24 protein-coding genes are annotated in these 24,581 nt (G+C 66.9%); 19 read left to right on the top strand and 5 right to left on the bottom strand.

The window, feature by feature from the left end:
- The first annotated feature begins 13 nt into the window (after positions 1-13).
- From ACR65K_RS07415 to ACR65K_RS07370, 10 genes are all read left to right on the top strand, one after another.
- The gene (locus ACR65K_RS07415) at positions 14-1,345 is read left to right on the top strand and encodes a M50 family metallopeptidase (protein ID WP_056338469.1); all 1,332 of its coding nucleotides are present in this window, start codon (positions 14-16) and stop codon (positions 1,343-1,345) included.
- A gap of 77 nt (positions 1,346-1,422) precedes the next feature.
- Positions 1,423-2,157, top strand: a complete 735-nt coding sequence (locus ACR65K_RS07410; protein WP_440152022.1) for a MarR family transcriptional regulator — start codon at positions 1,423-1,425, stop codon at positions 2,155-2,157.
- A gap of 64 nt (positions 2,158-2,221) precedes the next feature.
- On the top strand, positions 2,222-2,740 hold the full coding sequence (locus ACR65K_RS07405; protein ID WP_440152020.1) for a hypothetical protein: 519 nt from the start codon (positions 2,222-2,224) through the stop codon (positions 2,738-2,740).
- Positions 2,741-2,820: 80 nt separating this feature from the next.
- Positions 2,821-3,114, top strand: coding sequence for a YciI family protein (locus tag ACR65K_RS07400; RefSeq protein ID WP_440152019.1), 294 nt, complete (start codon positions 2,821-2,823; stop codon positions 3,112-3,114).
- Between the two features lie 34 nt (positions 3,115-3,148).
- A complete protein-coding gene (ispG, locus tag ACR65K_RS07395) occupies positions 3,149-4,315 on the top strand; it encodes a flavodoxin-dependent (E)-4-hydroxy-3-methylbut-2-enyl-diphosphate synthase (RefSeq protein WP_018771945.1) in 1,167 nt (388 codons plus the stop codon).
- Complete coding sequence (locus ACR65K_RS07390; protein ID WP_440152312.1) at positions 4,278-5,168, top strand: GNAT family N-acetyltransferase; 891 nt, start codon at positions 4,278-4,280, stop codon at positions 5,166-5,168. Before ispG ends, ACR65K_RS07390 begins: the two co-directional genes overlap by 38 nt.
- Positions 5,169-5,220: 52 nt before the next feature.
- Complete coding sequence (locus tag ACR65K_RS07385; protein ID WP_440152017.1) at positions 5,221-5,976, top strand: hypothetical protein; 756 nt, start codon at positions 5,221-5,223, stop codon at positions 5,974-5,976.
- A 345-nt stretch (positions 5,977-6,321) separates the two neighbouring features.
- Positions 6,322-8,133, top strand: a complete 1,812-nt coding sequence (locus tag ACR65K_RS07380; RefSeq protein WP_440152016.1) for a proline--tRNA ligase — start codon at positions 6,322-6,324, stop codon at positions 8,131-8,133.
- A complete protein-coding gene (locus tag ACR65K_RS07375; RefSeq protein ID WP_440152015.1) occupies positions 8,130-8,924 on the top strand; it encodes a sulfite exporter TauE/SafE family protein in 795 nt (264 codons plus the stop codon). Before ACR65K_RS07380 ends, ACR65K_RS07375 begins: the two co-directional genes overlap by 4 nt.
- A 53-nt stretch (positions 8,925-8,977) precedes the next feature.
- A complete protein-coding gene (locus ACR65K_RS07370) occupies positions 8,978-10,369 on the top strand; it encodes a pyridoxal phosphate-dependent decarboxylase family protein (protein WP_440152014.1) in 1,392 nt (463 codons plus the stop codon).
- A gap of 50 nt (positions 10,370-10,419) precedes the next feature.
- On the opposite strand, the gene ACR65K_RS07365 is transcribed toward ACR65K_RS07370, so the two are convergent.
- The 3 genes from ACR65K_RS07365 to ACR65K_RS07355 all read right to left on the bottom strand — a co-directional run bounded on the left by ACR65K_RS07365 (position 10,420) and on the right by ACR65K_RS07355 (position 13,545).
- A complete protein-coding gene (locus tag ACR65K_RS07365; protein ID WP_440152013.1) occupies positions 10,420-11,496 on the bottom strand; it encodes an aminoglycoside phosphotransferase family protein in 1,077 nt (358 codons plus the stop codon).
- A 52-nt stretch (positions 11,497-11,548) separates the two neighbouring features.
- Positions 11,549-12,316: a VIT1/CCC1 transporter family protein gene (locus ACR65K_RS07360; RefSeq protein ID WP_440152011.1), complete on the bottom strand. Its 768-nt coding sequence runs from the start codon at positions 12,314-12,316 to the stop codon at positions 11,549-11,551.
- A 95-nt stretch (positions 12,317-12,411) separates the two neighbouring features.
- Positions 12,412-13,545: a DUF4439 domain-containing protein gene (locus tag ACR65K_RS07355; RefSeq protein WP_440152010.1), complete on the bottom strand. Its 1,134-nt coding sequence runs from the start codon at positions 13,543-13,545 to the stop codon at positions 12,412-12,414.
- Positions 13,546-13,651: 106 nt separating this feature from the next.
- On the opposite strand from ACR65K_RS07355, the gene rimP reads away from it, so the two are divergent.
- The 5 genes from rimP (at position 13,652) to rbfA (ending at position 19,614) form a co-directional block, all read left to right on the top strand.
- Positions 13,652-14,263 (top strand): ribosome maturation factor RimP, encoded by a 612-nt coding sequence (gene rimP, locus ACR65K_RS07350; RefSeq protein ID WP_142030811.1) that lies wholly within the window; start codon positions 13,652-13,654, stop codon positions 14,261-14,263.
- Positions 14,263-15,243 carry a transcription termination factor NusA gene (gene nusA, locus ACR65K_RS07345; RefSeq protein WP_056338426.1) on the top strand — a complete coding sequence of 327 codons (981 nt, stop codon included), beginning with the start codon at positions 14,263-14,265 and terminating at the stop codon, positions 15,241-15,243. Before rimP ends, nusA begins: the two co-directional genes overlap by 1 nt.
- Positions 15,244-15,407: 164 nt before the next feature.
- Positions 15,408-15,770 (top strand): YlxR family protein, encoded by a 363-nt coding sequence (locus ACR65K_RS07340; RefSeq protein ID WP_307091012.1) that lies wholly within the window; start codon positions 15,408-15,410, stop codon positions 15,768-15,770.
- A gap of 152 nt (positions 15,771-15,922) precedes the next feature.
- Positions 15,923-18,853, top strand: a complete 2,931-nt coding sequence (infB, locus tag ACR65K_RS07335; protein WP_056338420.1) for a translation initiation factor IF-2 — start codon at positions 15,923-15,925, stop codon at positions 18,851-18,853.
- Between the two features lie 251 nt (positions 18,854-19,104).
- The gene (gene rbfA, locus ACR65K_RS07330) at positions 19,105-19,614 is read left to right on the top strand and encodes a 30S ribosome-binding factor RbfA (RefSeq protein ID WP_056338417.1); all 510 of its coding nucleotides are present in this window, start codon (positions 19,105-19,107) and stop codon (positions 19,612-19,614) included.
- 77 nt (positions 19,615-19,691) lie between these two features.
- Here rbfA and ACR65K_RS07325 read toward each other — a convergent pair whose 3' ends face one another.
- On the bottom strand, positions 19,692-20,834 hold the full coding sequence (locus ACR65K_RS07325; protein ID WP_440152009.1) for a ScyD/ScyE family protein: 1,143 nt from the start codon (positions 20,832-20,834) through the stop codon (positions 19,692-19,694).
- A gap of 175 nt (positions 20,835-21,009) precedes the next feature.
- Here ACR65K_RS07325 and ACR65K_RS07320 point away from each other — a divergent pair, with 175 nt between their 5' ends.
- On the top strand, positions 21,010-21,549 hold the full coding sequence (locus tag ACR65K_RS07320) for a nucleoside deaminase (protein WP_440152008.1): 540 nt from the start codon (positions 21,010-21,012) through the stop codon (positions 21,547-21,549).
- Positions 21,550-21,551: 2 nt separating this feature from the next.
- Positions 21,552-21,989, top strand: coding sequence for a thioredoxin (gene trxA, locus ACR65K_RS07315; protein WP_440152007.1), 438 nt, complete (start codon positions 21,552-21,554; stop codon positions 21,987-21,989).
- Between the two features lie 41 nt (positions 21,990-22,030).
- Here the strand turns inward: trxA and ACR65K_RS07310 are convergent, their stop codons facing one another.
- Complete coding sequence (locus tag ACR65K_RS07310) at positions 22,031-23,188, bottom strand: pyridoxal phosphate-dependent aminotransferase (protein WP_440152005.1); 1,158 nt, start codon at positions 23,186-23,188, stop codon at positions 22,031-22,033.
- A gap of 100 nt (positions 23,189-23,288) precedes the next feature.
- Between ACR65K_RS07310 and truB the strand changes: the two genes are divergently transcribed.
- Both truB and ACR65K_RS07300 read left to right on the top strand, forming a co-directional pair.
- Positions 23,289-24,224, top strand: a complete 936-nt coding sequence (gene truB, locus ACR65K_RS07305) for a tRNA pseudouridine(55) synthase TruB (RefSeq protein ID WP_440152004.1) — start codon at positions 23,289-23,291, stop codon at positions 24,222-24,224.
- 3 nt (positions 24,225-24,227) lie between these two features.
- Complete coding sequence (locus tag ACR65K_RS07300; protein WP_440152003.1) at positions 24,228-24,581, top strand: hypothetical protein; 354 nt, start codon at positions 24,228-24,230, stop codon at positions 24,579-24,581.

The raw sequence follows: 24,581 nt of genomic DNA, 5'->3' as shown, positions 1-24,581 counted from the left end.
CAGCACCACCTCCATGACCCCTGTCCTACTTTTCATCCTCGGCGTCGTCTTTGTCGCCGTCGGCATCGCCGTGTCCATCGCGCTCCATGAGGTGGGGCACCTGGTCCCGGCCAAGCTCTTCAAAGTCCGCGTCACCAAGTACATGATCGGCTTCGGGCCCACGCTGTGGTCACGCCGGAAGGGTGAAACCGAGTACGGCGTGAAGGCCGTGCCGCTGGGCGGCTACGTGTCCATGATCGGCATGTACCCGCCCAACAAGGAGGACGGTTCCGTCCGCCCCTCCAGCACCGGCATGTTCCAGACGCTTGCCACCGAGGCCCGTTCCGTGGCCCACGAGGAAGTGGGGCCGGGCGACGAAAACCGGGTCTTCTACCGCCTGCCGGTGTGGAAGAAGGTGATTGTGATGCTGGGCGGCCCGGCCATGAACATGATCCTTGGCGTGCTGCTCACCGCCGTGCTGCTGATGGGTTTCGGTATTGCCACAGCCACCACCACCATTTCTGACGTGTCCAAATGCCAGGTGGCCGCCGGCCAAACGGTTGATCCCGACTCTGCGGACTGCCGGCTGACGCCCGCTGCCGCCGCCGGGTTGAAGCCAAACGACGCCATCACCTCCTTCGATGGCAAACCCGTCACCAGCTGGGAGCAGCTGACGGAGTGGATCCGCGCCTCCGCCGGCAGGGAAGTGGCCATCACAGTGCAGCGGGACGGCAATCCCGTGTCCACCACCGTGACCCCGGTGCTGTCGGCCCGGCCCGTGATGGGAACGGATGGGCGGCAGGCCACCGACGCTGCCGGCAACCTCCAGTACCAGGACGTCGGATTCCTGGGCATCGGTGCGCAAACGGCGTTGGTTCCCCAGCCGGCGTCGTCCGTCCTGCCCATGGCGGGGGAGAACATCCGCCAGGTGGCCGGCGTTATCTTCAACCTCCCGGCACGTGTGGTGGGAGTGGCCAAGGCTGCGTTCAGCGAAGAGCCCCGGGACCCCAACGGCCCCATCAGTGTGGTGGGCGTGGGCAGGGTTGCCGGCGAGGTGGCGGCCATGGAAGCCGTACCGCTGCAGTCCCGGGTGGCTACGCTCATTGGCCTGATGGCGGGACTGAACTTTGCGCTGGCAGTGTTCAACCTTGTCCCGCTTCTGCCCCTTGATGGCGGACATGTGGCCGGAGCCCTCTACGAGGGAATTCGGCGCGGGGTGGCAAAGCTACGCGGCCGGCCGGATCCCGGCGCCTTCGACATCGCAAAGCTGCTTCCCGTCACGTACGTGGTTGCAGCGCTGTTGATGGGCATGAGCGTGCTGCTGATCTACGCGGACATCGTCAAGCCGGTCAATCTGTTCGGCTAAGGATTCCATATCGGCTGACTCCGGAAAATCAGCCAAATATGATTGATCATCTGCTCTCAACCGCCTATGGTTGATGAATGTTCGTCATGACCATCGACCAGCGCGGGAGCACTGGCGACCAGGACCGGGTTCCGGCGTTGCTCGGGCAGGTTTCGCGCCTCGAACTTCCCCAATCCGGACACCCGGTATTCGACCGGTCAGTCGGCGACGAAGTGCAGGGGGTGGTGCGGGACCCTTCCACGGTGGTGGAGATCGCCCTGCACGCCCTCCGCGAAGGCCGCTGGTACGTGGGAATCGGCGTCGGAAGCGTGTCCCTGCCACCCGGTGCCAGCCCGCGCGAAGGGACCGGAACTGCTTTTGTTGCCGCCCGCAAGGCGGTGGAAATAGCCAAAGGCGCCGGCTCCCAGGTGCCGCTGTCAGTGGTGGCCGGCATCATGGCAGGGGAAACCCGCGGGGGAATCCCTGCGGGCGGACCTGCGGGGGAAGGGGTGCAGGCGTGCGCCAATGCGGAGGCGGTTCTTCGGTTGCTCGGCCGGCTTGTCCAGGACCGGACGGAAGCCCAGTGGCGGGTTGTCGATGCCCTGCGCCGCCTGGGTACAGGCGGGCAGGGGGCGGGCCGGCACGGAAGCCAGAAGCAGGTGGCCCGTGAACTTGGAATCTCGGAGCAGTCGGTGAGCCGCACCGTGCTTCGGGCCGCCTGGCAGGAAGAATGGGCAGCCAGGCCGGCCGCTTCCATGCTTCTTGGTTTTGCCGACACCCAGGTTGCGCAGGCAGTCAAGGATGGCCGGGCGCTCAAGGATGGCCGGGCATGAAAAGGTCCAGCCCCCTGAAGGAGCAGGATGGCCGGATTGACGACGACCCCAATGAAGGAGACAGGTGACCGCACTTTGGGTGGCAGTGGCGCTGGTGGTGGCAGGCTTCGCCGGCTGGCCCGTCACCGCGCTGGTGTTCAAGCTGGCCCGGACCATCGATGACAAAGCGGACGCTGCCAAGGCTGCGGAGGAGGCCCGCCGGACAGAACTTGACCCCTCAGCTGACGTCACCGTGGACGATCCTTCCGGGGGCGCAGCCGGCCAGGCCGTGGACGGTGAGCTGAGCGCCCCTCCCGCCGTACCGGCGTCGGACGGGCCGGGGGCCGGACCCGCCCTGCCCAGCCAGCGCATCCTGCGCGGTGGGGCCATCATCGGGGTGCTGGAGCGGCTGGGGGTGTGCCTCGCCATCCTGACCGGCCAGCCTGTGGCTATTGCCTACATTGTCGCCATCAAGGGCCTGGGCAGGTTCGCCGAGCTGAAGGAGACGCCCGTGGCCGCTGAGCGCTTCATCATCGGGACCCTCACCTCCATGCTCTGGGCTGCCGGAACCGCTGCCGCGGTGAAAGTCCTCTTCCTGCGCTGAAGCTCCGTCCTTGCGCCGGCGCTTTTCCTGCATGGAGCATGGGTACGGTACCAAGCCAGCCATGGCGATAGGGTAGCGGTATGACAGTTTTTGCCGTTGAGTACGTTTATGCCGCCAACTCCACCGAAACCCGCAATGAGGTCCGCCCCGCACACCGGGAGTGGACGGGCAGCCTGGCGCAGGACGGCGTCATCGTGGCCAGCGGACCCTACGGCGACGGTGCGGGTGCCCTGTTGATCTTCGCTGCATCGGATGAAGCCGCTCTCAACTCGATCCTCAAGCAGGACCCGTTCGCCGCAGCCGGCGTGATTGCCGGAACCCGCATCACCGAATGGTCTCCGGTAACCGGCATGCTGGCCGGGATTGCCGCGTAGCCGCCTTTTCACCCTTTCAACTCAAGGAGTCCACGTGACCTCGGTCAGCCTGGGAATGCCGTCAGCACCACCGCCCGTCCTTGCCCCCCGCCGCAAGACGCGCCAGATCAAAGTCGGCTCGGTTGGCGTCGGGTCTGATTTCCCCATCAGCGTGCAGTCCATGACCACCACGCCCACCACGGACATCAATGCCACGCTGCAGCAAATCGCCGAACTCACGGCGTCCGGCTGCGACATTGTCCGCGTCGCCTGCCCCTCTGCTGACGATGCGGAGGCGCTGCCCATCATCGCCCGGAAGTCCCAGATCCCGGTCATCGCGGACATCCACTTCCAGCCCAAGTATGTCTTCGCGGCCATCGAAGCCGGCTGCGCTGCCGTGCGCGTAAACCCTGGAAACATCCGCAAATTCGATGACCAGGTAAAGGAGATCGCCGCCGCCGCAAAGGACCACGGCACCTCCATCCGCATCGGCGTCAACGCCGGCTCCCTTGAACCGGGCATCCTCAAGAAGTACGGCAAGGCCACGCCCGAAGCGCTGGTTGAATCCGCCGTCTGGGAAGCTTCGCTTTTCGAGGAGCACGGCTTCCACGACTTCAAGATCTCGGTGAAGCACAACGACCCCGTGATCATGGTGGCGGCCTACGAGATGCTCGCGGAAAAGGGTGACTGGCCGCTGCACCTCGGCGTCACCGAGGCAGGGCCTGCGTTCCAGGGCACCATCAAGTCCGCCACCGCCTTCGGTGCGCTCCTGTCCCGCGGGATCGGCGACACCATCCGGGTGTCCCTCTCCGCGCCGCCGGTGGAGGAGATCAAGGTAGGCAACCAGATCCTCCAGTCGCTGAACCTGCGGCCCCGGAAGCTGGAAATCGTGTCCTGCCCTTCCTGCGGCCGTGCCCAGGTTGACGTGTACACTCTGGCTGAGCAGGTCACCGCCGGGCTCGAAGGGATGGAGATCCCTCTCCGCGTGGCGGTTATGGGCTGTGTTGTCAATGGACCCGGCGAGGCCCGCGAGGCCGACCTCGGTGTCGCATCAGGCAACGGCAAGGGCCAGATCTTCGTTAAGGGCGAGGTCATCAAGACTGTTCCCGAGAGCGCAATTGTTGAGACACTGATCGAAGAGGCTATGCGTATCGCGGAAGAGATGGGGGAGGCCGATGGCGAAGATGCTGTCAAGGGTAGCCCCGTGGTTAGCGTCTCGTAGGGACGCTCCAGACCCGGCGGGGCTTTCTGTCCGCACACTGGACGCCCAGGATACCCCCGCGCTGTTATTGCTGGCCCGGCAGGACCCGGTAGCCAACGTCTTCATCCTGGCCCACCTGCGTGCCACGGGGACCGCAGCGCTCACCAGTGGTGGTGCGGGTGTCATCGGAGTTTTTGACGACGGCATCCTGACAGGTGCCTGCTGGGCCGGAGCCAACCTGGTTCCGGTCCAGCTCGACCCCGCCCTGGCCCCCCTGGTGGCGGAGGCCGCAAACAGTTCCGGCCGCCGGTATGCATCCGCCTTTGGCCCCGCCGCAGCTGTGCTGGCACTTAACGCCGAACTTGCGGAGTTGGGGCACCGTGCGCACGAGGTCCGGGCTGACCAGCCACTAATGATCATTGACGGACCGCCCCTGGTCCAGCCCAACCGGGGCCTGGAGCCAGGGAACCTCGCCGACTTCGACCGCATCCTTCCCGCCTGCGCCGCCATGTTCGAGGAAGAAGTGGGGTATTCGCCCTACCTGGGCGGCAGGGAGTTCTACAGCCGCCGGGTGGAGGGCCTCATCAGGCAGGGGCACTCCCTGGTCCACCTCAACAACGCCGGCGAAGTGGTGTTCAAAGCTGAGCTCGGCGCAGTCACCGACGACGTCACCCAGGTCCAGGGTGTCTGGATGAACCCGATCTTCCGCGGCCAAGGGCTGAGCGCCGGCTACATGTCCGCTGTGGTGGAAAAGGCCCGGCAGATCGCCCCGGTGACCAGCCTCTACGTGAACGGCTTCAACACCCGGGCCAGATCCACCTACGAACGTGTTGGCTTCCGCCAGGTGGGGACGTTCGCTACAGTTCTTTTCTAGCCGGGCAGAGGCCGCGGCCAGCTGAATATTGGGGGAAAAATTGAAGACGTCCGTGCTGGGAACTTTCGGGGCTTTGGCCCTGCTGGCCATAACGGTTTCTGCCTGCGGCGGGACGGGAGCGCCTCCCGCTGCGGAATCTTCGGCTGCCCCGCCTGCCACGGCCCAGACTTCGACGGCAGCCCCCGCTCCAACAGCAACGCCCACCCCCACTCCCACGGCCAAGGCGTACACCAGTGGCGAACTCGCTGCCATCGTGGGACAGGTGCGTGACGATGCCGACCGCAGGCTTTCCGTCCTGCCCAGCGGTGACATCGCCGCGGCGCTGGAGGAAACCAAGGCCATGATCTCCTCCATCAACGTCGAACCGGCGGAATGCCAGGAACTCGCTGCCGCAAGCACGGTGCCCTCGGTGGAGGATGCAACCATGGCGATCGGCATGAGCACTGACGCCGCTACCGGCGCGATGGCGGCATTATCGCTGGTGGCGGGACTGGACCAGACCGCCCTTGCCCAGGTTTCCGACCCGTCGGGGCAGTTGGCGAAGTGCTCCTCCATGACCATGACGGCCTCCGGCATCACCGTGGCAGTCACCATCACGCCGGTGGAGGGGGCCAGCGGGCTGCCCGGCGCCATCGCCTACCGCACCGATACCGCGTTGCCGGACGGCAGCACGCAGTCCATAGTCAGGGCGCAGGTGGTCCACCACGGCATGCTGATTACCTCGGTGGCAGCCGGCGGTGACAGCGGGGCCGACGCCGTCCGGCGGGCAGGTGCGCTGCTGGACTCCGCTGCCGCGCAGGTCCAATAACCATCCGGTGGGTGGGTCTTAAAGTAAAAACACTTGTCAAACGTGTTCACGATCACATAAGTTCGATTTAGCTGCGCTGGAAGTGGGGTGGGCGGTCTCACCAGTCCTCACCAGTACTTAGGCGATAACGGCGTCGGGCCACGCCCGGATACGATGACCAGCCCTATTGGGGGGCCAGGGGCTTTGTATTCCCGGGCGTGGCCCTACTGTGTCCGGCCTGAAGAAGGTCCGCGGCGGCTGCCCGTGACGCCAGTCCATGTCGCAGGCCGTGTGCCGGTAGATTAGTACCCAGACGAATTGTCCGGCCCTGCTGACCCAGCACTTCCCCAGAAACGGATACCACCCGTGGTCCTACGACTGTCCCAGCTGTTCCTGCGCACGCTGCGCGAAGATCCCGTCGATGCCGAGGTTGCCAGCCACAAGCTCCTGGTCCGCGCCGGCTACATCCGCCGCGCGGCCCCGGGCATCTACACCTGGCTTCCACTGGGGCTGAGCGTGCTGCGCAAGGTCGAGGAAATCATCCGGGAGGAAATGGCTGCCATCGGTGCGCAGGAAGTCCACTTCCCGGCCCTGCTGCCCCGTGAGCCCTACGAGGCCACCAACCGCTGGACCGAGTACGGTGAAGGCCTGTTCCGGCTCCAGGACCGCAAGGGTGCCGACTACCTGCTGGCACCCACGCATGAGGAGATGTTCACGCTCCTGGTCAAGGACCTGTACTCGTCGTACAAGGACCTTCCGCTGAGCCTGTACCAGATCCAGAACAAGTACCGTGACGAGGCACGCCCGCGGGCAGGGCTGCTCCGCGGCCGCGAATTCATCATGAAGGATTCCTACTCCTTCGACGTCGACGACGCAGGCCTGGATGCCAGCTACGCAGCCCACCGCGGCGCCTACCTGAAGATCTTTGAACGCCTGGGCCTTGAGGTTGTTCCTGTTGCAGCCACCGCGGGGGCCATGGGCGGGTCCAGGAGCGAGGAATTCCTGTTCCCCACCGAGATCGGCGAGGACACCTTTGTCCGCTCCGCGGGCGGTTATGCAGCCAACGTCGAGGCCGTCACCACGGTGGTCCCCGACGAGATCGACTTCAGCAATGCACCGGCCGCAGAGGTCCTGGACACCCCGGACACTCCCACCATCGAGACGCTGGTTGCCGCCGCGAACCAGATCGCCCCGCGGGCAGAGGCCGACGGCGGCGCCTGGACTGCCGAGGACACGCTCAAGAACGTGGTCCTCGCCGTCACACTGCCCACCGGTGAGCGGCAGCTGGTAGTCATCGGCGTTCCCGGGGACCGTGCAGTGGACCTTAAGCGGGTGGAGGCAAACATTGGTGCCTTCCTGCCCATCGCGGGCGAGATTGGACTCGAGCAGGCCGGCGAGGAGGACCTGAAGAAGCAGCCGCTTATCGTCAAGGGCTACCTGGGCCCCGGGCTTTCCCTCGACCAGCCACTCCTGGGCTCCGACAGCGCCACCAAGCTGCTGTACCTCGTGGACCCGCGCGTGGTCAGCGGAACAGCATGGATCACCGGCGCCAACGAGGCCGGCAAGCACGTCTTCGGCCTGGTGGCCGGCCGCGACTTCGCGTGGGACGGCGTCATCGAATGCACCGAAGTGCGCGCCGGCGACCCCTCCCCGGACGGGTCAGGTCCCCTGGAAACCGCCCGCGGCATAGAGATGGGCCACATCTTCCAGCTCGGCCGCAAGTACGCAGAGGCCCTGGACCTCAAAGTGCTGGACCAGAACGGCAAGCAGGTGGTGGTCACCATGGGCTCCTACGGCGTCGGCGTGACCCGCGCCGTGGCCGCCCTGGCAGAGGCCAACCATGATGACCGCGGCCTGGTCTGGCCCCGCACGGTGGCCCCGGCCGACGTGCACGTGGTGGCCGTAGGCCGCGGTGATGAGATTTTCCAGGCCGCGGAGAAGCTCTCGGCGGAACTTGAGGACGCCGGCCTGTCCGTCATCTACGACGACCGCCCCAAGGTCTCGCCGGGCGTAAAGTTCGGCGACGCGGAACTGGTGGGCGTACCCACCATCCTGGCCGTAGGACGCGGCCTGGTGGACGGTGTGGTGGAGATCAAGGACCGCCGCAGCGGTGAAGCCGAGAATATCGAGGTCGATAAGGCCGTGGACTACGTGGTCAACGCCGTCCGAAACCAGTGATATCGGGCTTCGAATCGATCCAGCTCACCACCATCATCCTGATCGTGGTGGCTGGATTCGCAGCCGGGTGGGTTGACGCGGTGGTGGGCGGCGGCGGACTTATCCAGCTTCCAGCGCTGCTCCTGGTTCCGGGCATCGCACCCGTCCAGGCGCTGGCCACCAACAAGATGGGTTCCATTTTCGGGACCGCGACCAGTGCCGCCACCTACTACCGGCGGGTGGGGCCGGACCTCCGCACTGCCGTGCCCATGGCGTTGATAGCCCTGGCGGGAAGTTTCGGCGGGGCCAGCCTGGCCGCCACCTTGCCGGCCGGGGTTTTCAAGCCCATCATCGTGGTGGCGCTCGTCGCCGTCGCGCTTTTCACCGCGCTGAGGCCCAGCGTTGGTGAGCTGACGGCGCTCCGCCATGAAGGCCACAGGCATTACGTCGTCGCCTGCCTCATCGGGGCCGTGATCGGCTTCTACGACGGCCTCATCGGCCCGGGGACAGGATCCTTCCTGGTCATTGCCCTGGTGTCCGCCATGGGTTACGCGTTCCTGGAGGCCAGCGCCAAGGCAAAGATCGTGAACATGGCCACCAACGCCGGGGCCCTGCTGTTCTTCCTGCCGCACGGGTCCATCCTGTGGGGCATCGGCCTGCTCCTGGGGGCAGCCAACATGGCAGGCGGCTACCTTGGCGCCCGCACGGCCGTGCAACAGGGGAGCAAGTTCGTCCGGATTGTTTTCCTGGTGGTCGTTGCAGCCCTGATCGTCAAGCTCGGCTACGACATCTGGCAGGAAAACTTCGCCTGATCCGCCCGGAAATGCTCCTCGTGGCTGGCGCCGGCCCGGCGTAGCATGCAGGTATGGCACACGGCGAAGACGGGTATGCCGCCGCACTGGCGGCCGCAGCAGCCCACGCGCAGGCCTGGCTGGACAGTCTTCCGGACCGCCATGTGGGACCCAGCCTGCATGCCACCGAGCTCGCTCCCGTTTTCGGCGGGCCGCTGCCGGCCGCGGGCATGCCTGCCCATGAGGTGATCGACTTCCTGGCCGGCGCTGCCGAACCCGGACTCATGGCCATGCCCTCCGGCCGGTTCTTCGGCTGGGTCATTGGCGGGACCCTCCCGGCGGCCATGGCGTCGGACTGGCTGGTCAGCGCCTGGGACCAGAATGCCGGTCTCCGGTATGCCACCCCGGCTACCGCTGCCATCGAGGAAGCCGCGGGGCAATGGGTGCTGGAGTTGTTGGGCCTGCCGTCCACTGCCGACGTGGGTTTCGTCACCGGCGCCACCATGGCAAATTTCACCGGCATGGCCGCCGCCCGCTGGCGCCTGCTTGCCGACGCAGGGTGGGACCTGGACCGGGACGGCCTCTTCGGCGCGCCCCGGATCCGCTGTTTCGTGGGCCGGGAACGGCACGACACCGTTGATCTTGGCCTGCGCTACCTGGGCCTGGGACAGCCGACGCAGGTCGACGCCGACGGGCAGGGCCGCCTGGTGCCCGCCGCGCTGGACGCTGCCCTTTCCGCCGGCACCGGCCCCGCCCTGGTATGCCTCCAGGCGGGGAACCTGCACTCCGGTGCCTTCGACCCCTTCACCGAGGCCATCGCCGTCGCGCGCAAACATGGTGCCTGGGTGCACGTTGACGGCGCCTTCGGGCTGTGGGCGGCCGCCGCGCCGGAACTGCGGCACCTAATGGACGGCTGCGGGGAAGCGGACTCCTGGGGCACGGATGCGCACAAAACCCTGAATGTGCCCTACGACTGCGGCATTGCCATCGTCCGGGACCCGTCGGCCCTGCGTGCGGCGATGGGCCTGCACGCGAGCTACCTCGTCCACGACGCTGAAGGTCCGGGTGACCCCTTCGAGAAGGTCCCGGAACTGTCACGCCGGGCGCGGGGAGTGCCGGTCTGGGCCGCCTTGAAAAGCCTGGGCCGGGATGGGGTGGCAGCGCAGGTGGGTGGACTTGCCGCCGCCGCCACCGCAATTGCCGAGGGCATGGCGGGCCTGGACGGCGTGGAGGTGCTTAACGACGTCGGCTACACCCAGGTGTGCCTGGCTTTCGGCGACGACGACACCACCCGCGCGGTCACTGCCCGGGTCATCGACGAGGGAAAGGTGTGGATGTCCGGGTCGCGTTGGCGGGACCGCGATATCCTCCGGGTTTCAGTGAGCAACTGGCAGACCTCCGGCGGGGAGGTGGCCACGGCGGTGGACGCTGTCCGGTCAGCCCTCGCCGCCGTGCGGAACGCCTAAGGGTCTTCGGGACCTGTCGCTGTTCGGCCCGGACCATCCACCTTGGACAATCAACCCTGGCCGGGTTCCGGCAGCGCATGGGGGTGCGGCAGAACTTCCAAGGTGTCGCCGGCGAGGGTGCTGGCAACCCAGAGGGACCTCGCCAGGTCGCCGGGGTGGCCATGGCCGGCAAACCACAGCGCGTTCTCCACCTCCCTGGCGATGCCCCATTGCCGGGCCACGTCAGGGTCCAGCCCGGCGGCTGTGCTGAAGTCGTGGCAGCGCCTGAGCAGTGCCGGAGCGGCCTTTACCGCCGGCAGCTCCCCAAGGCGGTTCCAGAGCAGCGGCGCAACTGCGAACTCGGCCTCGCCGATCATCGGCTGTGGGTCGATGGCAGCGTAAGCAGCCGGCGCACGCATACCATCCAAGCCAGCCCTGCCGGGGCGGGCCAGGATGTTCAGGAAATGCAGGTCCGCGTGGACCAGCACGTCCCGTGCGGACCGGCGTCCCACCGCACCCCGCGTCTGGCAGACCTCCAGGGCCGCCTCCAGAAGCCACCTGGGAAACGGTCGGCCCAAGTGTTCCCAGTCGGCCGGAAGATCATCGCTCCACTGTTCCGCCCGGGCCGCGATGTGGCCGAATTCCCGCCACTCGGGCCGCTGGTCCGGGATGAGACTCAGCTGCCGCACCAAACCGCCCCACACCTGCACGGCGTCGTCCATTTCCAGGTCCGCCAGGGTCCGGCCGGCGTCGAGGCGTTCCAGGAGCATGGCACAGGACCCGGCATCCGAGGCCAGCAGCACAACAGCACCGCGGCCATCCCAAAGGGCCAGGGCATGCAGCTCCACCTTGGCCTCGTCGTGGGGAAAGGCGATTTTGAGGGCTGCCGCCAAACCGTCCTGCCGCCGCACCGGCACCACCAGGCCGCCGTGGCCGTTCCACGGCATGGTCCCGGGCACCAGGTCCACCTCGAGGTGCCACTGCTCCAGGCGCTCCTGCAGCAGGCCCGGGAGGCGGGCAAGCCACGCCCTTCCTTCACTGCTATGGGCGTAGCGGGCCGAAAGGTCCGGTGGGATGGGGACGGCCGCCACAGGACGAGCCCTCGCGGAGCCACTGATGCCGGAGCCACTGATGCCGGAGCCACTCATACCGGGGCAAGGCGCCGCAGGGTCCGGAACTGTCGAGTCAGGAAGCATCGGGTCAGACAACGCCGGAGGCGCCCAGCAGGTTGCCGATCAGGAACGTTGCCGCGAGCGCCAGGGCACCGCCAACCACCACGCGCACGGCCGCCCGGGCTTTCGAACCGCCGCCGATCCACGCACCGAGGGCACCCGTCAGGGCCAGGGCCACCAGGACTGAAGCGAAGGTCAGCGGAACACGGATCCCCGCCGGCGGAAGCAGGATGGCCAGCATGGGCAGGATGGCGCCGATGGTGAAAGCGATGGCGGAGGCAAAAGCCGCGTGCCAGGGGCTGACGATGTCCGCCTCATCGATATTAAGTTCGGCGGACAGGTGCGCGGCCAGCACATCGTGGTCCGTCAGCTCCCGGGCAACCTTGGCGGCTGTTTCTGGGCTGAGGCCCTTGGCCTGGTAGATCGCCGTGAGTTCTGCCAGTTCCTCTTCCGGTTCTTCCTCGAGTTCGCGCCGCTCCTTCTCGATCAGGGCCCGCTGGCTGTCGCTTTGGCTGCTGACCGATACGTATTCGCCCAAGGCCATGGACACCGCGCCGCCCACGAGCCCGGCTGCACCCGCCGCCAGGATAGGGCCGGTTTCGGCAGTGGCACCGGCCACGCCCACCACAATCGCGGCGACGGAGACGATGCCGTCATTGGCGCCCAGGACGCCGGCACGGAGCCAGTTCAGCCGGTGCGCGATGTCGTTGCCATGTGGTTCGGTTTCAAGATGGCTGTTCAGTTTCCTGCTGCCGGCACTGGCTTCCGGAGCGTCGGCCGGTTCGTCCGCGTTCATCCCTTCAGCAAACCATCCCCGCCTGCCCAGTGCCAGCCTCGAGGTGGCCTTCCTCGCCGGCCGGGGTTCGGGGGAGGGCCGGCGATCACCAGGGTTCAGGGCGCGGCAGGTGACTGCGGTGCGTCGGATCGAGGAGGCCGGGCAGCGCCGGCAGGAAGGGCCGGCAGTTGGTCAATATCCAGGCGCAGCCCGGGAACGGGGCCCGGATCTGCTCCCCATCGCAGGGCCCGGCCCGCAGCAGACTGCAGCGCTGACAGCGCCCACAACCTGTCCTGGCCCACGGACACCGCCACGACGTCCCCGTAGGCCGCCAGGGTGGCCGCCTCGAGCTTGCCCAAACCGGCCCCCGGTGCCGCCAGGAAGCCGGCGTCAAGGACATACCCCGGCTGCTGCGGCAGGGGCGTACCACAGGCGGACCGGAGGCGTTCCTCCGCGGCTGCGGCCTGTTCCTTGTGGCGGAGCAGGAATTCCGACGCCGGGCCCACCTCCGCGGGCGCCAGGCGGGGGAGTGCCGCCTGGTAGCCGTAGGCGGCCTGTTGCTCCGCGGTCACGGCAGCGGCCAGTGCCTGCCCCACACTTGCGGCAGCGTCCGGCCCGGTGGTCTTCGGGGCGGCAGCCGGATCCGAAGGCGACGGGCAAGGGGCAGTTGCTTCAACCGCGGAAGCTTTTCCCTGGGTTCCTGCGAGTCCCTGCGGTGCAGGTACCCCCGTTGCGGCGGCAAGTCGTCCGGACGCGAGGAGCTGTGCGGTGCCGGTGCCTGCGAGGAGGCGCGCCATGCCGCCGTCGGCCGTCTCCGCGTCCTTGACGCGGGCGGTGCCACTGTTGGCCAGCGCCTGGACCAGCGCGGCGGGGGTTTGAAGGCCAGCACCCGGAAGACCTGCACCGGGATGCCGTCCGGTTGGCGATGGTGACGCCGACGCAGGGCCGGCGTCCGAAGCGGGGCCGGACAATGCCCTGGCCTGGATGGTCAGCAAGGTCACAACCGGTTCCACCGCGGTGGATTCCGCCGCGCCGGCGGAGGCGAGCTCCATCCCGGCAGCGCGGAGGTCCATCGTCTCGCTGAACGCCGCCGCCCGGGCGCGCTCGGAGAACGAAGGCGGGGCAGGTGCCGGCTTTTCCGCGGGATTCAGGGCGAAACCGAGGCTCAGGACAACCAGCACGACGAGGCCAAAGACGGCAAAACGGAACGGGCGCATGCGCGGGCTGCTGTCCTGGCGGCGGTCTTTCACAACAGACCATGGTGTCACGGCGAAGGGGCACCCGGGTGCACCGCTGGGCCGGTAAAATAGCTACGCTAGTAAACACCACATCATCTATAGGGAGGCGGCCGGCATCGTGAGCAATGCAGAAGCCACGGCTTCACCAGACCATACCGGTACGGGAAGCGGATCCGCGCCGGCCCACAACCCCGAAGCTGCCCGGCTGCGGGCCCTCCTGGAACCCGCCGTCCAGGCCAACCGCCTGTACCTGGAGGACGTGGCCATTATTCCCGGCTCGCACCGCGTGGTCCACGTCGTGGTGGACCTGCCGCAGGAGGAAAGCGGCGGGGTCAGCCTGGACGTCATCGCAGACATCTCCAAGGTGCTCTCGGACGTGCTGGACAACGATCCCAACGACGACGGCCGTCCCTACGACCTCGAAGTGTCCTCACCCGGCGTCGGACGCCCCCTGACGGAACCCCGGCACTGGTACCGCGCCCGGGGCCGGATGGCCAAGGTGAACGTCATCCAGGGCGAGAACATCACCGGACGCATCCAGTCCGTGGACGACGGGGGAGTGACCCTGGTCCCCGAGGTCGCCGTCAAGAAGGGCATGAAGCCCCGGCAGGGCGAACCCGTAAAACTTCCTTTCGACAGGATCCGCAACGGAAAAGTCGAGATCGAATTCAGCCACCTCCCCGAGGACGGTCTGGAACCTGAACACAATGGACCTTCTGAGGAGGCCTGATGGATATTGACATGAGCGCACTGAGACTTTTGGAGCGTGAGCGTGAAATCCCGCTGGACCTCCTGATCCCCACCATCGAGCAGGCGCTCCTGGTGGCCTACCACAAGTCACCCGGCGCCTTCGAGAAAGCGCGCGCCGAGCTGGACCGCAAGAGCGGCCACGTCACCATTTGGGCCGTGGAGATTGACGACGACGGCGCCCCCATCGGTGAATTCGAGCACACCCCGGAAGGGTTCGGCCGGATCGCCGCCAGCACCGCACGCCAGATCATCCTGCAGCGCCTGCGCGATGTTGAGGACGATAACGTCCTGGGCGAATTTAAGGGCCGCGAGGGCGAGCTGGTCTCCGGCACCATCCAGCAGGGCAACAACCCGCACATGATCCAGGTCAACCTCGGGTCGCTCGAGGCCCTCCTGCCGCCGCCCGAGCAGGTTCCCGGTGAGAAGTACGTCCACGGGAACCGGCTGCGTGCCCTGGTCATCGACGTGCACCGCGGCACCAAGGGTCCGTCCGTCACGCTTTCCCGGTCCCACCCCGGCCTGGTCCGCAAGCTCTTCGAACTGGAAGTTCCCGAGATCGCCGACCACTCCGTGGAAATTGTTGCCCTGGCCCGCGAAGCCGGCCACCGCACCAAGATTGCCGTCAAGGCGAACACTCCGGGGATCAACGCCAAGGGTGCCTGCATCGGTGAGATGGGTTCACGTGTCCGCGCGGTCATGACCGAGTTGAACGACGAAAAGATCGACATCGTCGACTTCAGCGAGAACCCGGCAACCTTCATTGCCAGTGCCCTGTCGCCGTCGCGCGTGAATTCGGTCACCATCACGGACGAGGCCACGCGTTCGGCCCGGGTGGTGGTCCCTGACTACCAGCTGTCCCTGGCCATCGGCAAGGAGGGCCAGAACGCCCGGCTGGCGGCGAAGCTGACCGGCTGGCGGATCGACATCGTCTCCGACGCCGCGGCGGCCCGCGACAAGTAGAGTCCCGGGAAGGGTGGCTGGCGCAACGCGGCAGTCACCCGGTTTCGGGCAGAACGGCCCAAAGGGGCTAGAATAGACAAGACCGCGCCTAACGGCCGGTAGCCGTGTGCCTTGGGCGTGCTCGTTTCCGTAACTGCGGAGGCGGTAAACCTGCGGCCAGCAGAATGAACGTCAGGACGATGACCGTGGCAGAAGTGCTTTCCACCGGAAGTCAGCCTGAACGTACCTGCATCGGATGCCGGAAGAAGGGCCCGCGGTCACAGTTGCTCCGGCTCGTCGCCGAAGGCAGCGGGTCAACCGCTGTCCTGGTGGATGAACGACGCCGGATGTCTGGCCGGGGTGCATGGCTGCACCCCAGCGAATCGTGCCTGGCTCTGGCGGTCAAGCGGCGAGCATTCGGACGTGCCCTTCCGGGCGCAACCGAAACAGCCGCCGTCGAACACTGGATCACGCGAGGCCCGAACGTTGACGCCGCCCCGGTGGCTGCAACACCAACCGTCCAACCTGAAAGCGGGTCAGAAATCTGATGGAAACCCGATGAGTTCCCAGCGATGAGTGCGTAACGATGACAACTTTGTTGCGCTCTGCAATGGGCCCTTCCGCTGTATTCGCGGCTGGGGTCCGCAGTAAGAAGTAGACGGTTCGTGCCTGGCTCGGTGCGGACCGAGACAGGAGAAATGTGGCCAAGGTCCGCGTACATGAGCTCGCCAAAGAGCTCGGTATTACTTCCAAAGATGCAGTGACAAAACTGCAGGAACTGGGCGAATTTGTTCGCTCCGCCTCTTCCACCATTGAGGCCCCCGTTGTGCGTAAACTGCGCAACGCGTTCCCCGACGCCGCTGCCAAGTCAGCGGCACCGGCCGCAGCGCCCGCCGCTGCGCCCAAGGCACCTGCTCCCGCAGCAGAATCACGTCCTTCAGCACCCGCACCCGGCCCTGCTGCACCCAAGGCTCCGGCCCCCAAGGCACAGGCACCGGCTCCCGCTGCCCCCGCCGCACCCGCACAGGCAGAAGCACCGGCCGCGCAGGCCGCCGCGCCTGCCGCCCCCGCGGCTCCGTCCTCGGCTGCGCCCACCTCGGGTGCTCCGTCCACCGGCGCCAAGCCCGGTGCACGCCCGGCACCCAAGGCCGACACCCCGGCTCCGTCCACCCGTCCCGGTGGATCCACCTCGGGTGGGTCCGGCCCCCGTCCCGGCGGTCCCCGCCCGGGCAACAACCCCTTCGCCACTTCGCAGGGCATGCCCCGCGGCCGCGGCGGAGACGGTGAACGCGCCCCGCGTCCGGGCAACAACCCCTTCGCCACCTCGCAGGGCATGCCCCGTCCCGGTGGCAGCCGCAACGACGGCGACCGCCCCGGTGGTCCCCGTCCCGCAGCCGGTGCCGGTGGACCCCGTCCGGGCGGACCGCGTCCCGCAGCCGGTGCAGGCGGACCCCGCCCCGCAGCCGGCGCAGGCGGACCCCGTCCGGGCGCACCCCGCCCCGGAGGTCCCCGTCCTACTCCCGGCATGATGCCCAACCGCACTGAGCGTCCCGCACCCGCAGGTGCAGGACGTCCCGGTGGCGGCGGCCGCGGCCCCGGACGCCCCGGCGGCGCACCCGGAACCGGTGGTCCCGGTGCCGGCGGCGGAGCTCCCGCCGGCGGTGGCTTCGGCAAGGGCGGCCGCGGCCGCGGCGGCACCCAGGGTGCCTTCGGCAAGGGCGGCGCAGGCCGTGGCAAGCAGCGCAAGTCCAAGCGCGCCAAGCGCCAGGAACTTGAGCAGATGAGCGCCCCGTCGCTGGGTGGCGTGAGCGTACCCCGCGGCGACGGCAACACCGTCATCCGGCTCCGCCGCGGCTCGTCCATCACGGACTTCGCCGACAAGATCGAGGCAAACCCCGCCGCGCTGGTGACCGTGCTGTTCCACCTCGGTGAAATGGCCACGGCAACGCAGTCGCTGGACGAGGAGACCTTCGCCCTGCTGGGCGAGGAGCTGGGCTACAAGCTCCAGGTAGTGTCGCCGGAAGACGAGGAGCGCGAGCTGCTCTCCGGGTTCGACATCGACTTCGATGCCGAACTGGAAGCCGAAGGCGACGAGCAACTCGAGGCACGTCCTCCGGTTGTCACCGTCATGGGCCACGTCGACCACGGTAAGACCCGCCTGCTCGATGCCATCCGCAAGTCCGACGTCATGGCCGGCGAACACGGCGGCATCACCCAGCACATCGGTGCCTACCAGGTCACGCACAACCACGAAGGCGACGACCGCAAGATCACCTTCATCGATACCCCCGGCCACGAGGCGTTCACCGCCATGCGTGCCCGTGGTGCGAAGGTCACCGACATCGCCATCCTGGTGGTCGCAGCGGACGACGGCGTAATGCCGCAGACCGTTGAAGCCCTCAACCACGCCCAGGCGGCCAACGTGCCGATCGTCGTGGCAGTGAACAAGATCGACAAGGAAGGCGCCAACCCGGACAAGGTCCGTGGCCAGCTGACCGAATACGGCCTGGTTCCCGAGGAATACGGTGGCGACACCATGTTCGTTGAGGTCTCTGCACGGCAGAACCTCAACATCGACGAGCTGCTCGAGGCCGTCCTGCTCACCGCGGACGCCGCCCTGGACATGCGCGCCAACCCGAACAAGGACGCCCGCGGTATCGCGATCGAAGCCAACCTGGACAAGGGCCGCGGTGCCGTTGCTACCGTCCTGGTGCAGTCCGGTACCCTGCGCGTCGGCGACACCATCGTGGCAGGCACGGCCCACGGCCGTGTCCGTGCGATGTTCGACGACGACGGCAGCGCCCTGACCGAGGCCGGCCCGTCCCGCCCCGTCCAGGTGCTGGGTCTGTCCAACGTGCCGCGCGCCGGCGACACCTTCTTCGTGACCGCTGACGAGCGCACCGCCCGCCAGATCGCCGAGAAGCGCGAAGCCGCCGACCGCAACGCCGCCCTGGCCAAGCGCCGCAAGCGCATCAGCCTGGAAGACTTCGACCAGGCCGTCGCCGAAGGCAAGATCGACACCCTCAACCTCATCCTCAAGGGTGACGTGTCCGGTGCCGTCGAAGCCCTTGAAGACGCGCTGCTCAAGATCGACGTCGGCGAAGGCGTGCAGCTGCGCGTCATCCACCGCGGTGTGGGTGCCATCACCCAGAACGACGTCAACCTGGCAACGGTCGACTCCGCCGTCATCATCGGCTTCAACGTCAAGCCCGCCGAGCGGGTTGCCGAACTGGCAGACCGCGAAGGCGTGGACATGCGCTTCTACTCCGTCATCTACGCAGCAATCGATGACATCGAAGCAGCGCTCAAGGGCATGCTCAAGCCGGAATACGAAGAAGTCCAGCTCGGCACCGCCGAGGTCCGCGAAGTCTTCCGCTCCTCCAAGTTCGGAAACATCGCCGGCTCGATCGTCCGCTCCGGCATCATCCGCCGTAACACCAAGGCGCGGATCAGCCGCGACGGCAAGATCATCGGTGACAACCTCACCGTTGAGACGCTCAAGCGCTTCAAGGACGACGCCACCGAGGTCCGCACCGACTTCGAATGTGGTATCGGTCTTGGGTCGTACAACGACATCACCGAAGGTGACATCATCGAGACCTTCGAGATGCGCGAGAAGCCGCGCGTCTAACTCTTGTTAGTCCGTGGCCGGGGCCGTTGGATTTTTCCGGCGGCCCCGCCCCTTCGCTGGGCGGCCAACGTCTTACGACGTCGGCCGCCCAGCTTCGGCAGGCCCGATGCCACTCCCGGGCCGCCGGAATAATCCAACGGGTGCGTCATCGGCTCGCTTGGGTGCGTGGCAACCTTTGTACGATGCGAAACGCAGCCCCTGCTGCGCCGTCGTCGTACGTCCCAAATTTTTTCTTCTTATAGGAGTTGTTCATGGCTGATCCGGCACGTGCTGCCAAGTTGGCGCAGCGGATTAAGGTTGTTGTTGCTGAGGCTCTGGGCCGGAAGGTCAAGGATCCCCGGCTGGAGGGCATTACTGTTACTGATGCCCGCGTGACCAATGATCTGCAGCACGCCACCGTTTATTACACCGTCTTTGGCGACCAGGCTGTCCAGGCTGATGCTGCCAAGGGCCTTGAAAAGGCCAAGGGTGTGCTCCGGCAGGAAGTTGGCCGGAACATCACCGTCCGGCTGACTCCCACCCTTGAGTTCGTGGCTGACCAGATTCCGGTCAACGCCTCCAACCTGGAAGAACTGCTGCGCGAAGCCAAGAAGCGGGACGCCGAGGTTGCTGCGCTTGCCGCCAACGCCCGGCACGCTGGCGACGCGGACCCGTACAAGTCCGACGCGGTGGCTGACGTGGACATCGACGAGGACGACTTCGACGAAGAGGACCTGGACCTCAGCGACGATGAGGACCTCGACGAAGACGGCAACAAGTAGGCAGCCGACTTAGCCAGCAACACAGCAACAGGACCCGGAGGCATCTCCGGGTCCTGCTGCGTATGTGCGGCCACTTGTCAGCGGTCGACTTCGATGACCCGGCCTGCAGGCTTGGGAGCGGAAGCGTCCGGTGCTGACGGGTCTGAGAGCCCCATCAGTGCATCCACCGTGGCGAAGACATCCCCGTCCCTGTACTCAACGTCGGCGGGCTGGTTCACGGAAAGGAAACGTGACCGCTCGGCATCGCAGGTGAACTTCAGAATTTCTCCGCCAAACAGCGACGCCACGTAGATTTCCCCGTTGTCTGCCACAGCCAGCCCGGTGGGGCTCAGGATATGGTCCGCCCAAACAGTCGTGTCACCGTTCCACGGATTCACCTTGAAGACTGCACCGCGCGGACCCATTTCCGGTCCTTCCGGGCCACCAGGCAGTGAGGTGACGTACAGCCAGCCGTCCGGCCCGATTTCGACATCGGTGGGAACGGGTTCGAAGGCATACTTCTGGCCAACAACACATTCAGGAACCGCCATAGTATTGCCCTGCATGTCAACGGGAATCTGAAGGCCGGCCGGGACCTTGGCTGGCCTTGGCGGCAGGACGGCCAGCGTCGAAATGGCGCCCGATGTGAGATTCACCTTGAGGATCGCGTTCATGCCGGCATCCGCCACATAGGCAGTATTGCCCTTGATTGCCAGGGCGTAGGGGTGGGAATCCACCGTTCCTGTGTACCGGGCGGGCGGGAAGGCCGGCCAACCCGTCAGGCACTTGTCGCTGACATCGGGCTCAAAACCGTAGTGCTGGTCCCCGTCGGGGTTGTGCTTCCGTTCGTAGTCCGCGAAGTTGGCGATGGTGTCCACATCACCCTTGGAGTCAATGGACTTGAGGTAGCCCTGGAGAGCGGCGGGGTCACCTTGCCCTGCTCCGGTACTTTCAAGGAAATACGTAATGCCATCGTGGATGTCCACCCCGGCAACTTCCCAGCCCTGCTCCGCGGTATGGATATCCTCCCTTTCGCCGTCGTGCTCCACTCGGGTGAGGATCCCGGCGAAATCCTGGCTGACGCGGACAGTTTCACCGCTGCCCACCGCGAGATGGAGGGGCGAAACGAGGCCGGTCGCCATCTCTTCATAGTCGGGGTTGTGGCTGGATCCGAAAGCCGGTGCGGCTTGCACCATCGTGGCGGCGGCCACGCAGGCGATAAAGGTAAGTTGTCGTTTCATTGGGTACTCCGGGGTGCGAGATGCCCTTGCGGGCTGAATATGAAGCCTCCGCAGAGGCGAAATGGTCCCCCGGGCGCAAGCGTAGGCCCCTACCAGCGGGTAGTCGTTGGGGGCATCCCCCCTTCCTTGCCCCCTTTTCGTCCCCCAACAGGGCACCTGTGGCTAGGATCGTGCTATGACGTCCGCAGACCACGGCAACAGGGGCTTGCAGCACCCCGAATCTGCCCAGCACCCTGGGTCTACCCAGCATCCTGGGCAGGCTCAGTACCTCGAACAGGCCGTGGAGTTGGCCACGCGCAACGTCGCGGAGGGCGGCGGGCCATTCGGTGCGGTGGTGGTGACGCCGGACGGACGTGTCCACACCGGGGTCAACAGGGTGACCAGGGACAACGACCCGACCGCCCACGCGGAAGTGGTGGCCATCCGGGCGGCGGCCGCCGCTGCATCCGATTTCGACCTGACCGGTTCTGTCCTCTACGCAAGCTGCGAGCCGTGCCCCATGTGCCTGGCGTCCGCCTTGTGGGCCAGGATCGGCCGCGTCTACTACGCCGCAGACCGGCACGGGGCCGCGGCGGCAGGCTTCGATGACGCACTCTTCTACGACTACTTCAGCGGCGCGGCGCCGGAGCTGATGCCGGTCACCAAGGGTGACATCCCGACGTCGGACCTCCCCTTCCAGGCGTGGCGCGCCTTTGACAGCAGGAAGGAATATTAGCCATGGAGCCCACACTTTTGAGCTGCCCCGCCTGCGGCAAAACCAACCGGGTTCCGGCCCAGGCTACGGGCCACCCACGCTGCGGCAACTGCAAGGCAGACCTGCCCTGGATCGTATCGGCAGGCGACAGCGACTTCGCGGCCGTGGCGGAGCAATCCCCGGTTCCGGTGCTGGTCGATTTCTGGGCCGCCTGGTGCGGACCCTGCCGGATGGTCAGCCCGGTCCTGGACAAGCTGGCCCGGGAACGGCCCGGGAAGATCAAGCTGGTGAAGGTGGACGTGGACACGTCGCCGGTCCTGTCGCAGCGGTTCGATGTGCAGGCAATTCCCACCTTGATGGTGCTCGTTGGCGGAAAGGTCGCAGCGCGCCAGGCCGGCGCCGCACCCGCGGGGGTCCTCCGTTCCTGGCTGGACAAGGCCATTGCCGGAGCCCGCAGCTAGTTAAACACGCGGCGCTCGAAGCCCGGCACCGGCCCCGCGGTCTACGGCCGGGCGTCCGGAAGCCGGGACAGCCCCTCCAGCAGATCCTGTTTCCGGCCGCAGAGCGCGATCCGGACCCACCCCTCGCCAATGGAGCCGAAAGCGGTCCCCGGAGCCAGCGCCACACCGGAGTCTGCGAGGAAACGCCGGACCCAGGCCCGCACATCCCCGCCACTTACATGGGACATATCAGCCCAGAGGTAGAACGCGCCCTGCGCCGGAAGGTACGGGATCCCCTTCGCTGCCAGCACCGCAGAAGCGGCGTCCCGGTTCTCCCTGTAGTGCCGGTGCGCATGCCGGACGTAGTCCTGCGGCCCCGTCAGGGCCGCCAGCGCCGCATACTGCGGTGCAGACGCCACGCAGGAGACGATCGATTCCATGACGTTGTCCATCTTCTGTTCGAGCCCCGGCGGGCAGACCAGGGCGCCGATGCGCAGCCCGGTCAGGCCGTAGGTCTTGGACAGTGTCAGCGAAGTGAACACGCGCGCATCCGCCGCGCTGCCGCCGTCGAACCTTGCCGGGCTGACGTGGGGCACGTCGTAGGTGAACGCCTCGTAGCACTCGTCCGAGACCACCCAAATGTCGTGCCGGCGGGCCAGTTCCATCAGTTCCCGGATCACTTCCTCACCCAGCACGGCGCCGAGCGGGTTGGAGGGGGAATTGAGGACCAGCACACGGGTGCGGCTGGTGATCAGCGCCTCCACATCGGCAACCCGGGGCTGGAAGCCGTGTTCGGGGTGCAGCGGATAGCCTACGGGGACGGCATTGAGCAGCCGGCTGGTCATGGCGAAGGTGGGGTAGCCCGGGTTGGGGATAAGGATCTCGTCTCCGGGGGAGAGCAGCAGGCTCATGGCGAAGTGCAGGCCCTGCTGCGCACCGGACACTACATAGACGCGGTCAGCGCCGACGTCCACTCCCTGTTCTTCGCGGAATCTGGCAGCGAACGCTTCACGAAGGGCGGGAATCCCCGCGTTGGGCGTGTAGTTGGTTTCGTCGCGGTCCAGGCAGGCGATGCCTGCGTCCAGGACATGGCGGGGGAGCGGGAACCCGGGCTCCCCGATGCTCAGCACAATGGCGCCGGGAGTGCGCCACGCGGCCTCGGTGATCTCGCGGATCTGGTTGACGGGCACGTCGCGGACATGGGCGGCAAGCTCAGGCATGCCAGCCATCCTAACCGTCACAGCGGGCCTGCCGCGGACCGTACCGCAGGACCCCGGTGGGTGGGCAGGCGGGCCTACCAGCGCCGATATACTGGGAGGCGTGCTTTCTGGACTGGTGATAGTGGACAAGCCGCAGGGATGGACCAGCCATGATGTGGTTGGCCGGATGCGGCGCCTCGCGGGAACCCGGAAAGTGGGGCACGCAGGAACCCTGGACCCGATGGCCACCGGCGTGCTGGTGGTGGGCATCAACAAGGCAACGCGGCTGCTCACCTACATCGTGGGCACCTCAAAGACCTACACCGCCACCATCCGGCTGGGCCAGTCAACCGTCACCGATGACGCGGAAGGGGAGGTCACCGCCACGGCCGGCACGTCCGGCGTCAGCGAACAGGCAATTTACGACGGCGTCGCGGCCCTCACGGGCGACATCCAGCAGGTGCCCAGCAGCGTCAGCGCCATCAAGGTGAACGGCGAACGCGCCTATGCGCGGGTGCGGTCGGGTGAGGAGGTGCAGCTGGCCTCGCGCCCCGTCACCATCCACCGGTTCGAGGTGCACGCCATCCGCCGGGATCCCGAGGCGGATGTGGTTGATCTCGACGTCACGGTCGAATGCTCCTCCGGTACGTACATCCGTGCCCTGGCCCGGGACCTTGGCAATGCCCTCGGCGTGGGAGGCCACCTCACCGCCCTCCGCAGGACCCACGTGGGCCCCTACTCCCTGGATCAGGCGCGCACCCTTGAACAGCTGGCCCAGGAGCTCAACGTCCTCGAAATGTCCGAAGCTGCCCGCGCGCTGATGCCGAACCGTGAACTCAGCGCCGAGGAAACCACGGAGATCTCCTTTGGGCGGCGCATTGCTGCGGGGGCCGCCCCTGGCGCTCCCGGCGCTGCCACCGCCGAACATCCCGCCGCTGCCTTCGCCCCCGACGGCACCCTGGTGGCCCTTCTTGCCGACGCCGGCAGCTACGCCAAGCCGGTGCTTGTCTTCGCCCCCGGCTCCGGAGCGGCCGCAACCGCCGCCGCGGAGGACTAAAGCGTGGACGCATATTTTTGGATCGTTCTGGTCGTCGGCCTGGTGTCGACGCTGGTATGCCTGGGCGCAGGAATCCTGAAGAAAGCGCCGAACGACGTGACCATCCTGTCTGTCGTTGCGGTGGAAGTGGCCCTGGTGGTGTACCTGGTGGGTTCCATCGTCCGGGTCACTGCCGGCGAACCCATTGCCGGCGAGGCGTGGGAGTTCTGGGGCTATATGGCCACCGCCATGCTCCTGCCGCCCGCAGCGATCTACTGGTCCATCCTGGAGCGCACACGGTGGAGCAACTTTGTCCTGGCCGCAGTTGGCGTCACGGCACTCGTCATGGCTGCCCGAATGAACCAGATCTGGTACTGA

Source organism: Arthrobacter sp. SAFR-179 (genome assembly GCF_059414945.1).
This window is presented reverse-complemented; position numbering and strand designations above follow the sequence as displayed.

Excerpts from the sequence above, each read along its gene's own strand:
- ACR65K_RS07415 (WP_056338469.1), top strand. The coding sequence starts at position 14 with ATGACCCCTGTCCTACTTTTCATCCTCGGCGTCGTCTTTGTCGCCGTC.
- ACR65K_RS07410 (WP_440152022.1), top strand. The coding sequence starts at position 1,423 with ATGTTCGTCATGACCATCGACCAGCGCGGGAGCACTGGCGACCAGGAC.
- ACR65K_RS07400 (WP_440152019.1), top strand. The coding sequence starts at position 2,821 with ATGACAGTTTTTGCCGTTGAGTACGTTTATGCCGCCAACTCCACCGAA.
- ACR65K_RS07390 (WP_440152312.1), top strand. The coding sequence starts at position 4,278 with ATGCTGTCAAGGGTAGCCCCGTGGTTAGCGTCTCGTAGGGACGCTCCA.
- ACR65K_RS07370 (WP_440152014.1), top strand. The coding sequence starts at position 8,978 with ATGGCACACGGCGAAGACGGGTATGCCGCCGCACTGGCGGCCGCAGCA.
- ACR65K_RS07365 (WP_440152013.1), bottom strand. The coding sequence starts at position 11,496 with ATGAGTGGCTCCGGCATCAGTGGCTCCGGCATCAGTGGCTCCGCGAGG.
- ACR65K_RS07360 (WP_440152011.1), bottom strand. The coding sequence starts at position 12,316 with ATGAACGCGGACGAACCGGCCGACGCTCCGGAAGCCAGTGCCGGCAGC.
- nusA (WP_056338426.1), top strand. The coding sequence starts at position 14,263 with ATGGATATTGACATGAGCGCACTGAGACTTTTGGAGCGTGAGCGTGAA.
- ACR65K_RS07340 (WP_307091012.1), top strand. The coding sequence starts at position 15,408 with ATGAACGTCAGGACGATGACCGTGGCAGAAGTGCTTTCCACCGGAAGT.
- rbfA (WP_056338417.1), top strand. The coding sequence starts at position 19,105 with ATGGCTGATCCGGCACGTGCTGCCAAGTTGGCGCAGCGGATTAAGGTT.
- ACR65K_RS07325 (WP_440152009.1), bottom strand. The coding sequence starts at position 20,834 with ATGAAACGACAACTTACCTTTATCGCCTGCGTGGCCGCCGCCACGATG.
- ACR65K_RS07320 (WP_440152008.1), top strand. The coding sequence starts at position 21,010 with ATGACGTCCGCAGACCACGGCAACAGGGGCTTGCAGCACCCCGAATCT.
- trxA (WP_440152007.1), top strand. The coding sequence starts at position 21,552 with ATGGAGCCCACACTTTTGAGCTGCCCCGCCTGCGGCAAAACCAACCGG.
- ACR65K_RS07310 (WP_440152005.1), bottom strand. The coding sequence starts at position 23,188 with ATGCCTGAGCTTGCCGCCCATGTCCGCGACGTGCCCGTCAACCAGATC.